The organism is Aquiflexum sp., assembly GCF_041749095.1.
Classification (GTDB): Bacteria; Bacteroidota; Bacteroidia; order Cytophagales; family Cyclobacteriaceae; genus Aquiflexum.
The window spans coordinates 18,411-29,822 of the sequence record NZ_JBGTCA010000559.1; the positions used below are offsets into that span (position 1 = coordinate 18,411).

Here is an 11,412-nt window from a genome sequence, read left to right on the forward strand (position 1 = left end):
AGAAATGCCTTTTCTGATTTTAATTGTTTTTCTATTTAATTTCTCCACTTTCCACCGCCCACATAGAATCCGACTGCAATGCCTAAGTAGGCATTAGCTGTTTCGCCTATAATTGTGCCTTGTGAATTTTGAAGATCAGATTTCGGGGCAAAATTATAATCTAAGGATAATCTGAATTTTGCAGCTTCAAATCCCGCCCTTAAAACAGGTACAAATGCAGAATTTGAAGATAATCCACCAAAATCATCCGGATTTTGTGCTGAATCCACCTCCACACTTGCAAAAGTAGCCCAGCCGAGTCCTGCTCCCACAAATGGCGCAAAATTACTTCCCTCTGTTTTGAAGTAGTAATCATATGTCAAAACATAAGAGGCATTGACTGCAACTTTTCCGCTTGCATCATCCGTACTTGAATGATACTCCAGATCCCTTACCATGGCAGCACCGCCGATTCTCAAACCAATATTCATATTGTCCTGAATATTGTACTTGGGCTCCAAATAAAACAAGAGACCTCCGCCGCCTGAAGCTGGAACAGTATAACCTAAATCCAATCCAACGCGGAACTTGCCTTTTTCCTGTGCATTTACCGTACCGGCAAAACCAAAAAACAGGGCTACTAAAACTAAAATTAGATTTTTCATAGTATGATTTTTAAGTTAAAATAAAGTAAAACAAAGTAAATTTAACAAATTTTGGCGCGAGCAAACAGAAATACAATTGAAATGTTTAATATTTAAAAATTGAAATTTTTATACTTATGACATGCTAAAAGTAAATAGTTTGATTAAAAAGTATGGTAAGCTAAATGCCGTCAACAATATCTCTTTCCAGCTGGAAGGAGGCGAAGTAGTTGGCCTATTAGGCCCCAATGGTGCGGGAAAAAGCACCACCATGAAATGTATTGTTGGGCTATTGAGAAAAACTTCCGGTGAAATCACCATAGGGGGATATGACCACTTATCCGTAGCGGCCAAAAGACTATTCTCCTACATTCCTGAGACACCTCATGTATATGACCTGTTGACTGTCAAAGAGCATTTGCAGTTTATCGCTCAAGCTTATTCGGTCAAAGATTGGCAGACAAAAGCACAGGAATGGATGGAACTCTATGACCTTAGCGATAAGCAAGACAAATTGGGCAGGGATTTATCCAAGGGGATGAGACAAAAAGTTTCCATTTGTTGTGCCCTGCTGCCTGATCCACAGGTTTTATTTTTTGATGAACCCATGATCGGACTTGACCCAAAAGCCATCAAAAACACCAAGAAGATTTTCAAAGAATTAAAAGAAAAAGGGAAGACAATATTGGTGAGCACCCATTTGATAGATGGTGTGGAAAATATTGCCGACAGGATCATGATCATGAAAGATGGCAATATCATAGGAAATGATACCCTACCAAATCTTAAGGCCACTTTCAATAACGGTGCAGATTCATCTTTAGAGGATCTGTTTTTAGAACTGACAAAAGATGAGTGAGTTTAAACTTTTGCTTCGAAAGGATCTTTTTATCCTGATCAACAATATCAAACTGATTCTTAAGAATCCGTTGCGGTTGTTGCCATATCTATTTGTGGTAGGTTACTTTAGTTTTTTTTACCTCAGAAGAGGCTCAAAAAAAACTGAATCAGGCGACTTGGATATAGAACAGTTCCAGGATGCCGCAGATCAATTAGGCGAGATGAGTTTTACCCAACAAAATCTCATGGGAGGAATCACATTGCTGGCTTTGGGTTTTTTGATGTTCCAATTGAACAAGGCTACCAAAAAGAATGTGAGTTTTTTCAGCATGGCCGATGTCAATCTTTTGTTCACTTCCCCTGCCGCTCCTGCCAAAATCCTCATTTACTATATGTTAAGGTCTATTTTCCCAGCAGTTGGTGGAAGTTTTATTTTTGTCCTGTACAGCACCGCCCAACTCAACGAAATGTATGATTTCAACATCTGGAACCTCTTGTTGATGTCTATGGGATTGACCTTGTTTTTCTTTATCCTTTCCCCTATCCGGTTTTTGGTTTATACCCTCAATACAAAATATGATATTTTACACTATGTGAAAAACGGTGTTTTCGCATTGGGACTGATTCTTTCCCTGATGATATTGATTCCAGGGATGATGGCGGAAAAATTCTGGCAGGGGATGTTTGCATGGATAGGATCCAAATGGTTTGACTTCTTCCCTTTGGTGGGTTGGAGCAGGGGAATCATCACCTACTTAGGCCATGAGAATATCTGGATTGCTTTTGGGTTTATTGCAGTCTATGTGATTTCATTCTTGCTGATTTTGAATCTGGTGATAGTCCATTCAGGATACTATTATGAAGACGTACTGGAATCCACCAAATCGAATGAGGAGGTTAAAGAAAAAGTGAAAGGCAAGCGGGAAGCTTCGGAATCTTCCATGAGCCTCAACACCAAAAAGAAACTGGATCTCAAAGATTTCGGAACCGGTGCTGTGGCACTTTATTGGCGCAATTATGTGCATAGTTCGCGACAGGATTTTCATCCTCTTTTTGGCTTGTATGGGTTGATATTTGCAGGTATCAGTATTGTGATGGCTGTTATCTCTAATTTTGACTGGTTCAACCATGCCATCATTTATGGCTATTTGGCCACGATGCTGGGATTTTACTTCCTTGCAGGAATGGGGCGTACTAACGTAGGCGATCTCAAAAAACCCTTTTTCATCCTAATTCCCGCTTCATGGCCTTCCAAATTCTGGAATATCATTAAGTTGGACATTTATCAAACTTTGATCTTTGCAGTGATACTGATTATACCAACAGTCCTGATAGCACAATTGAGTTGGGGTTTGATGATTCTATTTCCTTTTTGTTTGGGGACTTTTTACATTGCGGGATTTGCTATTACCCTAACTACCCAGGTAGGCTTTGATGAAGGTTGGGTTCGCAAACTGATCAAACCATTGATTGTGGGAGGGGTATTATTTTTTGGAATTCTACCATCCTTGACAGCAGGAGTATTTGCTTATATCATCTCCAAACAGTTAGTATATGCATTTCTGGCCACAGGAATGGGAATGACCCTAGTCGCAGCAGTCATGTTGCATGTGGCATTGGATATTGTGAGTAGATTGGAGTTTAAGGAGATTTAATGGAAAGAAGTCCAAAGTTGGAAGTCGGAAGTCAGAATATCCACACCCAGACCGGGTTGATTTGAAATATTTTAGGTCTTCCCTACCGCGACGTCAGTACCTCGAAGGTTTTAATTCTCAAAAAAAAATCTAAGTTCTCAAAAAAGCGTACTCCTTACCCTCAAGACCTTCGAGGTTAAAAAAAACCTCAAAGGTCATAACTTCCTTCATGTCTCTTGATTCTCGAATCTTAACTCTCAAATCTAAAATCTAAAATTCCACTCTTACTCCACCACAATCCCATACTTCTGCAACAATCCCGGTAATCCATCCATGGCAAACTTTGCTTTTTTGATCTTGTTGGTTTCCGGATCGATGATGAAATTTTTGGCATGTCTGAAATCGGCTTTCTCCAGAATGGTGTTTTCAAAAATGGCTCCTAATAGGTCTGAGCCTTGAAAATCAGCACCCGTTAAGTCCGCCTCTACAAAATCAGTTTCAAAAAGCCGACAGTTCTTGAATTTGATATTTTTCAACTTGCACTGATAAAATGAGGTATTGTCCAACAGGCAGCTTTCAAAATCAAGATCCAAACCTATCCCTTCACATTTATCAAATCGCAAACCCAAAAGCTTACAATCCTTGAAATTCACTTCCTGCATGACAGTTTTGAAGAGTTTGGCCAAACTCAGGTTACTGCCCAAAAACTCACATTCCAGGAATCTTGATCCCGATAGGTCAGCCTCTGAGAAATTACAATTTTTAAAGATACAGGATTCATATTCTCCCTTTTGGAATATGTTCTGTACGAAATCCTTATTGGAAAAAATCTGATCTTGGTGGTAAGTGGTCATGATGCAAATAATTCATTTCTTTTGAAAAAAGCAGGTCATAGCCTTAAATTATTTTTTATCCTTTACCCCTCTTGGAATAGCGTTACAAACGCTGTACTCAGGGTCACGAAGCTACAAGCTTCGGACAACGGCGTGTTTCTTGTTTAATGCTTCTTAAAATTTCTTCTTATCGTTTCATCAGTCAACTCCTAGAGATTGCCACGTCGCACTTAAAGGTATCCCTAAAAATAAAGCATACTGAAGTGCTCCTCGCAATGACGCAAGCCACTTTCATTCGACTAACCTTCCATCGGTGATCGGTCATCTGACATCAAACAATCCATACTCCTAAACTTTCCGCCAAAAAATCCCTATTTTTATTTTTCAACAAAAACCTAATAAACCAATGAAAGCACTTGTCCTTGAATCTTACAATAACCTTGTCTATAAAGATGTACCTGAACCTGAGTTTCTTCCCAATGAAGTACTGGTCAGGGTAAAGGCATGTGGTATCTGTGGCAGTGATGTACATGGTATGGATGGAAGTTCGGGAAGGAGAAATCCCCCGCTAATCATGGGGCATGAAGCATCAGGCGTAATTGTAGAAACCGGAAGTGAGGTAAAAGCCTTTGCTGTAGGTGATCGGGTAACATTTGACTCCACAGTGTATGAACTCAATGATTGGTACACAAGGAAAGGTAAATACAATCTAAGTGACAACAGAAAAGTTCTAGGAGTTTCTCCAAAAGAATACAGGAGACATGGTGCATTTGCTGAATATGTGGTGGTACCCGAACATATCCTTTATAAAATACCCGATTCAGTTTCCTTTGAACAGGCAGCAATGGTCGAACCTGTAGCTGTATCAGCCCATGCAGTTGATCTCACGCCTATTAGTCTGATGGATACGGTGCTGGTAGTCGGGACAGGAATGATCGGGCTTTTCCTTATTCAGGTACTCAGACAGTCCAATGCGGGAACGATCATCGCCATTGATCTCGATGATAGAAAACTTGAATTGGCCCGTAAATTCGGTGCTGACCAAACCTTCAATGCCAAAGATGAATCCTTACAAAAATCCATTTTGAGCCTGACCCACAACAGAGGTGCCGATGTGGCATTTGAAGCAGTAGGTATTGCACCGACAGTAAAAATGGCCATAGAAAATGTCCGAAAAGGCGGAACGGTCACTTTGGTCGGTAACCTTGCCCAACAGGTAGAATTCCCCCTTCAGGCAGTGGTGACAAGGGAAATCAGATTGCAGGGAAGTTGCTCCATAGCGGGTGAATATGACAAAGTATTGGAGATGATGGAAAAAGGACTGATCGATGTGGATTCCCTTTTGAGTGTCAAAGCCCCCTTGAGTGAGGGGGCAGCCTGGTTCAAAAAGCTGTATGACAAAGAACCCGGATTAAACAAAGTAGTTCTCCAACCCTAAGCCATCATGTACAAAACAGGAATAATCGGTTGCGGAAAAGTTGCCCACCTCCATGCCAAGGCATTACAAAACGCTCCCCAATCTGAGTTTACCGCTGTCTTCAGCAGGACATTGGATAAAGCCCAAAGCTTTGCAGCTACTTATGGGGTCAAGGCCTATGACAATATCACCGAAATGGTGGAAAAGGAAAAACTCGATCTCGTCATGGTCTGCACCCCACATCCCAATCATTTGGAACCCACCTTGGAAGCCATGGCTGCCGGGGCACATGTGATTGTGGAAAAACCATTGGCCTCCACTTTGGCAGATTGTGATGGCATGATAGCAGGCTCAAAAAAGCATGGTAAAAAACTAGGAGTGATCAGTCAAAGGAGATTTTATGAATCGGTGCAGCGTGCCAAAAAAGCCATTGAGGATGGGAAAATAGGTAAACCGGCTTTGGGAACAGTGACCATGTTGGGTTGGCGGGATGAGAATTATTACAAATCAGACCCTTGGCGTGGTTCATGGGAACATGAAGGAGGTGGGGTCATGGTCAATCAGGCCCCGCACCAATTGGATGTATTGCTTTGGCTGATGGGAGAAGTGGACGAAGTATATGGCACTTGGGCCAATCTCAACCATCCCTATATCGAGGTGGAAGACACGGTTTTGGCCATCGTCAAATTCAAAAACGGAGGCTTGGGCAATATCCTTTTGACCAATTCCACCAAACCCGGCATCCATGGCAAAATCCATGTCCATGGCAGCAACGGGGCTTCTGTTGGCATTCAGCCTGAAGCAGGAGCCATGTTTATTGCAGGCATGTCGGGAATTTCCGAACCGCCCCAAAATGACCTTTGGACCATTCCGGGGGAAGAGCATCTACTAGCTGAATTTATCAAAGAGGATACAGCTATCTTCCACAAAATCGACCCAACCGTCCACTATATCCAATTACAGATCGAAGAATTTTTGGATGCCCTGTCACAAGACAGAGACCCCTTGGTCACCGGAGAAGAAGGCCGCAGGACAGTAGAACTCTTTACAGCCATCTACCGCTCCACCCGTGACAATATGCCGGTGAAGTTTCCATTGAAGGCTGAGGAAGGGAGAGGGGATATGGATGGGAGGTTGAGGACAAAATAACCTAAATTGTTTTAACAAACTCAGGCTCGCTGTCGGCTTTCCATCTCTTTATTAGCCCGTTGTCTTCGGAATGAATAATCAGGTTCCTGCATTTTTTTCTGATTGAAACCAGGTAGGTCACCCCCCTTAGCCAATTAGTTATCTGTTTTTGTTGTGCGGTGAAGCAGGCTAATGGGAGCTTCTTCGCTGTAGATGGCAATCCTGTCAATTCCAAATCCGTGAGACCTGCCCGCTATGTAAAACTCATACATGTCCGGTTTCTCAATGTCCCAGAATGTGTAATCAGGTCCCCAGGTAAGCCACTGAAAAGAATCCACGGCATGGTCTCCCACCCGCCGGATCGGCAGTGGCCATCCTTTGATGTGTATCCAAATATCATTGTCTCCGTCTTTGTGCATATGGTGATTACGCAGGTTCATGCGATATCTTCCAGCGGCTTTTATTTCAACCGGAATCACGATCCAGTTTTCAGGATTTTCCTGTAGCTTACCTTCTGTGTCTATCTCCCGAGAAAGGTTTTCAAAAGATCCTCGAATAAACCGGCTTCCCGACTAGGGGTATCGTAGAGGTTGGGATTAAGTAATCCCTTTCGAAGTCTTGAAGAAAAGAACCCTGTGAAATTTACTTGTTAATCATAGCTCTTTACCAGTGTGGGTTCTATTGTGCCAACGGTAAAGCATTGCTAACAGGTTTGGCATTGGCTGCAATGCGGATGGGTAAAAATAAACAGATGCCTGTTATTCGTCAGTTCCATGGAAATTCGTCCACCCACACTTGGAGAAATGCAATGTTGCTTATTAGTGTTCATGTAATTGATAGCTTAACAAATTGAAAAAATATTACCAGGATTTAGGTTTTTTAGGTAATATTTTTATTACCTTTATGTCCTAGGCATTTATTGTATGAAAGCATCATTCCTTATTAGCATCCTTGAAAAGGCTGGCTGGCAAAAAGTTCGTAAGCAGGGTTCACATTATATACTTACGCATCCCAACCATCCTAATCTTCTTTCAATTCCTGAATTGGGAGAGCAATCCTTGAAGCCAATTCTGATAAATAACATTTTCCGGGAGGCTGGTCTGAAAGGGAGAATGCGTAAAATACAACTTAGCCCAAAGAGAATTGTAACTGTGGTAAAAAACCTTTTGGGTTTATCCAGATAATTAGAAAAATGCATTTTATGCAAGAACTTAAAACACTGCCCGTACGCATTGATTTGGAGGAACATAAGTTTGGGGCACAGGTTAAGGCGCCGGGATTTTTACTTACTACTCAAGGCGATACGGTAGAAGGAGTGCTGGAGAACCTTCGAAATTTACTCACAGATTATCTGGCTCATGAAGGTAAAAACAATCCTGAGTGGCAAAACATCCAAGCAAAAGAGGTCACGTTTACTTGTGAATATGACTTGGCAGCATTTTTTGAACATTTCAAAGAGTTGAAAATATCAGTAATTGCGACTCGGGCAGGAATTAATTCAAATCTCTTGCAACAGTACGTCTCAGGAAACAAGCGAGCATCGGAAAATCAAGCCAAAAAAATCCAAACGGCCGTTCACCTCTTGGCCAGTGAATTAAGGCAAATTGCGTTAAGCTAAGGAACATGGGGCGATTGTATCGGTAGTAAGGTTAGTGATTCTTGAGATTACCCTTGCAGGCAACAGATCGCTTCACACAATTATTTCACCATTTGTTCTATATAGCAAACATAGCGCAACAGTTGTGTAAATTTCCCAATTATCGCCTACAATATCCCTAATTTATCCTTACCATACGATCTTTTGTTCACGGTATTTTTCGGTTTATGAAAGATTAAATTTTCAGATATTCGGTCTTGATTAAGCATTGAAAGGGAATTGAGAGGAGAAGATGTATTTTTTTTGTTGCTGGAACAATCAAACTTTTCAACTTGCCTCAGTATATCTCTTATAATTTTCAAGTATGGCCTGCCATCCCTGTCTTTGAATTTCAAGGTCATTTGTTGACTCGGCATCAAAAGTTACAGTTACTTCAGTTTGACTGTCAGCACTTTCAAAACTCACTGTCACTTGCCTGCCGTCCGACATAGTATATATAATTTTTTCGCTATCTATGACTTCATCATAAATCCCCTCAAAGTCAAAACCAAAACTTCCGTCTTTGGCTTCCATCCTTGCCATATATTTTCCACCGACCCTCAAATCATTGGAGGCGTAAGGGCATTGCCACTCGTCTGTGGCGAAGTTCCATTTTGTGATGTGTTCAGGTTGGGTATAGTATTCCCAGGCCTTTTGTATGTTGACCGAAACAGTTGTGTGGATTGTGATTTTTTTGGTTTCCATGGTTTTGTATAGAAGTGAGAAGTTGGATTTAAGAAACAAGAATAGAGAGGAGGCGAGAGTCAAAACCAACTTGACAAAGAGAAAATCTGAGGGTATTAGATTTCTCCTGCCGTCGAAATGACAAGGAAATGTTGGTTCCAGATTTATCCATTTTGTCAGGTCAAATGCGCCCCCCATATTTTTATGTCATTGAAAATATCAAATTAAGTTTAAAAGTCCATCCTATCCTGTAGTGATAAAAACAATAATCATGACTTTTATCAGGTTTGGGCAAAGTTATGGTCATAAAAAGGTCAAGGATAAAATGTCAAATTTGTACACCATCAAAGATGATTATGAAGACAATATCTCCACAACTTCTGCAAAAGTATAATGTCCCTGCCCCACGATATACTTCTTATCCTACCGTACCCCTTTGGTCTGATGACCTGAGTGAAAATGGTTGGATCAGCTTGGTCCAAAAAGCATTTGAGAATTTTGGCGAATCTGAAGGAGTCACTTTGTACATCCACCTTCCTTATTGTGAAAGTCTTTGTACCTACTGTGGCTGCAACAAACGCATTACCAAAAATCATAAAGTCGAAACTCCCTATATCACTTCCGTTATGAATGAATGGGAGGCATATCTGAAAATATTTGAGGACAGGCCCAAACTGGCCGGCATTCATTTGGGCGGTGGAACACCAACTTTTTTCTCACCGGAATCGCTTAATGAGATGCTCTCATTCATCATCGGAAGTGCTGAAGTCATGCCACAGGCTGAGTTCAGTTTTGAAGGCCATCCCAACAATACTACCCGTGAACATTTGCAGACCTTGTTTGATTTGGGTTTCCGTAGGGTCAGCTATGGCATACAGGATTTTAATGAGGAGGTGCAGAAAGCCATCCATAGGATCCAACCTTTTGAAAGGGTAAAAGAGGCGACTGATGTGGCAAGGGAGATCGGATATGATTCGGTAAACTTTGATTTGATCTATGGTCTGCCCCATCAAACTTTGGAAACAATCGAAGCAACTTTCAAGAAAGTAGCTGAGTTAAAACCTGATAGAATTGCTTTTTACAGTTATGCCCATTTGCCTTCTGCATTTCCGGCACAGCGGAGTTTTGAAAAGTTCCTCCCAATGGAATCTGAAAAAAGAGCGCTTTATGAAGGCGGAAAAGTTTTACTATCTGAAATGGGATATTTTGAAATCGGTATGGACCATTTTGCCCTACCCAATGACCCTTTGTATAAAGCCAAGAAAAATAAAACCCTGCACAGGAATTTTATGGGCTATACCACCTCGCCTTCCAAAATATTGATCGGCTTGGGCAACAGTTCCATATCTGATGTGTATTATGCCTATGCCCAGAACACCAAGGAAATTGACCTGTACAAAGAACAGATCAGTCTGAAGCACTTTGCCATCAGCAAAGGACATAGGATGAGGAAAGAGGATATCAAAACCAGACATCTCATACTTAACCTAATCTGCAACCAAGTGGCCGAATGGGATTTTTGCTATTATTCTCTTCTAGGTAAAAAGAATTGGGACAGGCTCAAGGTGTTCAAGGAAGAAGGCTTGATCAAGTTTGATTCAAAAGGGATAGAAATCCTTCCTGCGGGCCTTCCCTATATCCGGAATATCTGTATGGTATTTGACCTCCGCATGCAGGAAAAAGAATCAGCGAAGTTTGGGTTTAGCAAGTCGATTTGAAAATACTAGTAAGTTGTTAAATCTAAGCTGCCAATTAGCGAATCCCCAAAAATACCAGTAAAAAAAGTAGGAATCATGCCCTTAATTTGGTTGAATTCATTTCGGAAAAAATCTATAAATATCCCTTCGGTGAGCTATGATAATAAATCTTATTGTTTCATTTCCTATCTGTTCAATTCCTATCCTGTATTCACCTAACCTGATTCTATAGTAGGTTTTATATCCCGTTAATTTTTTCATATTCGGAATTACCGATAAGGTTTTTGCACTTTCGCAGATTGAAATAGTTTTTTCGATTTTGGTAAAAACTGATTTATTCTTGATCTTATCAAGTGATTTTTCAAAGGATTTATCAAACTCGACTATCACCTTTCCCTTAATTTCTTCATTATTGATTTAGGATCAACTGTTTCTCCTGTTTTCAATTGATCCATTGCTGTGCCAAGTGCAAGATCTTCAAATTGTTCATCCTCCAAATTAATAACAGTCCCACCTAGTTTTTTTGCGAGTTCAGAAAGTATCTTGTTACTTTTATTGTCCGCTCGAATAATAATAGCTCCCATAATTTGATTTTCTCTAAAGATACAAATTCTATTTTATTGTTTTAACTCTCCTTAATGGTGTCTTGTTTGGTATTCTCATTGGATAAAAATACCTTAAATTTCAAAGAATATTGAGAACCAATTCGGCATCCAAGTTAGAAGCCAACTTCTTGGCTTTTTTGATAGCTTTATTCTTATTGGAATACACAAAAGAAAACACCGGTTTTGAAGCATCCGAATATAGGAATGTCCTGAAATCGGTCACCTTTCCTGAAAAAGTCGGACTGATTCCATTCGGTGTGTTGGTGATAACATAGCTGTTTGAAATTACTTTTACTGTCGATATGTCGGGAAGAT

15 protein-coding genes are annotated in these 11,412 nt (G+C 40.7%); 8 read left to right on the plus strand and 7 right to left on the minus strand.

The genetic code is table 11. The features are described 5' to 3' along the window. Positions 1–35 precede the first annotated feature (35 nt). Positions 36–644, minus strand: a complete 609-nt coding sequence (locus ACEW8O_RS25040; protein WP_373497365.1) for a hypothetical protein — start codon at positions 642–644, stop codon at positions 36–38. 121 nt (positions 645–765) lie between these two features. Between ACEW8O_RS25040 and ACEW8O_RS25045 the strand changes: the two genes are divergently transcribed. Together ACEW8O_RS25045 and ACEW8O_RS25050 are read left to right on the plus strand one after the other, a co-directional pair. Further along, positions 766–1,482, plus strand: coding sequence for an ABC transporter ATP-binding protein (locus tag ACEW8O_RS25045; protein ID WP_373497366.1), 717 nt, complete (start codon positions 766–768; stop codon positions 1,480–1,482). Next, positions 1,475–3,118, plus strand: coding sequence for a putative ABC exporter domain-containing protein (locus ACEW8O_RS25050; protein ID WP_373497367.1), 1,644 nt, complete (start codon positions 1,475–1,477; stop codon positions 3,116–3,118). The genes ACEW8O_RS25045 and ACEW8O_RS25050 overlap by 8 nt, the downstream gene beginning before the upstream one ends. Before the next feature lie 263 nt (positions 3,119–3,381). On the opposite strand, the gene ACEW8O_RS25055 is transcribed toward ACEW8O_RS25050, so the two are convergent. After that, positions 3,382–3,951 carry a pentapeptide repeat-containing protein gene (locus tag ACEW8O_RS25055; protein ID WP_373497368.1) on the minus strand — a complete coding sequence of 190 codons (570 nt, stop codon included), beginning with the start codon at positions 3,949–3,951 and terminating at the stop codon, positions 3,382–3,384. Positions 3,952–4,336: 385 nt separating this feature from the next. Here ACEW8O_RS25055 and ACEW8O_RS25060 point away from each other — a divergent pair, with 385 nt between their 5' ends. Continuing rightward, entirely contained in the window at positions 4,337–5,368 is a 1,032-nt protein-coding gene (locus ACEW8O_RS25060; protein WP_373497369.1) for a galactitol-1-phosphate 5-dehydrogenase, read from the plus strand. A 6-nt stretch (positions 5,369–5,374) separates the two neighbouring features. Continuing rightward, complete coding sequence (locus ACEW8O_RS25065; protein ID WP_373497370.1) at positions 5,375–6,496, plus strand: Gfo/Idh/MocA family protein; 1,122 nt, start codon at positions 5,375–5,377, stop codon at positions 6,494–6,496. Between the two features lie 134 nt (positions 6,497–6,630). Here the strand turns inward: ACEW8O_RS25065 and ACEW8O_RS25070 are convergent, their stop codons facing one another. Beyond that, positions 6,631–6,915: a hypothetical protein gene (locus ACEW8O_RS25070; protein WP_373497371.1), complete on the minus strand. Its 285-nt coding sequence runs from the start codon at positions 6,913–6,915 to the stop codon at positions 6,631–6,633. A gap of 483 nt (positions 6,916–7,398) precedes the next feature. Between ACEW8O_RS25070 and ACEW8O_RS25075 the strand changes: the two genes are divergently transcribed. Both ACEW8O_RS25075 and ACEW8O_RS25080 read left to right on the plus strand, forming a co-directional pair. Continuing rightward, complete coding sequence (locus tag ACEW8O_RS25075) at positions 7,399–7,659, plus strand: type II toxin-antitoxin system HicA family toxin (RefSeq protein WP_373497372.1); 261 nt, start codon at positions 7,399–7,401, stop codon at positions 7,657–7,659. 17 nt (positions 7,660–7,676) lie between these two features. Then, on the plus strand, positions 7,677–8,093 hold the full coding sequence (locus ACEW8O_RS25080; RefSeq protein ID WP_373497373.1) for a hypothetical protein: 417 nt from the start codon (positions 7,677–7,679) through the stop codon (positions 8,091–8,093). 306 nt (positions 8,094–8,399) lie between these two features. Here the strand turns inward: ACEW8O_RS25080 and ACEW8O_RS25085 are convergent, their stop codons facing one another. Further along, on the minus strand, positions 8,400–8,816 hold the full coding sequence (locus tag ACEW8O_RS25085) for an SRPBCC family protein (protein ID WP_373497374.1): 417 nt from the start codon (positions 8,814–8,816) through the stop codon (positions 8,400–8,402). A gap of 250 nt (positions 8,817–9,066) precedes the next feature. On the opposite strand from ACEW8O_RS25085, the gene ACEW8O_RS25090 reads away from it, so the two are divergent. Both ACEW8O_RS25090 and hemN read left to right on the plus strand, forming a co-directional pair. Then, entirely contained in the window at positions 9,067–9,189 is a 123-nt protein-coding gene (locus tag ACEW8O_RS25090; RefSeq protein ID WP_373497375.1) for a hypothetical protein, read from the plus strand. Beyond that, positions 9,152–10,513, plus strand: coding sequence for an oxygen-independent coproporphyrinogen III oxidase (hemN, locus tag ACEW8O_RS25095; RefSeq protein WP_373497376.1), 1,362 nt, complete (start codon positions 9,152–9,154; stop codon positions 10,511–10,513). The genes ACEW8O_RS25090 and hemN overlap by 38 nt, the downstream gene beginning before the upstream one ends. Before the next feature lie 96 nt (positions 10,514–10,609). Here the strand turns inward: hemN and ACEW8O_RS25100 are convergent, their stop codons facing one another. The 3 genes from ACEW8O_RS25100 to ACEW8O_RS25110 form a co-directional block, all read right to left on the minus strand. After that, complete coding sequence (locus ACEW8O_RS25100) at positions 10,610–10,882, minus strand: type II toxin-antitoxin system RelE/ParE family toxin (protein ID WP_373497377.1); 273 nt, start codon at positions 10,880–10,882, stop codon at positions 10,610–10,612. Continuing rightward, entirely contained in the window at positions 10,879–11,076 is a 198-nt protein-coding gene (locus tag ACEW8O_RS25105; RefSeq protein WP_373497378.1) for a hypothetical protein, read from the minus strand. Before ACEW8O_RS25105 ends, ACEW8O_RS25100 begins: the two co-directional genes overlap by 4 nt. Before the next feature lie 100 nt (positions 11,077–11,176). Beyond that, positions 11,177–11,412: hypothetical protein (locus tag ACEW8O_RS25110; RefSeq protein WP_373497379.1), on the minus strand; the 236-nt coding region annotated here is incomplete at its 5' end.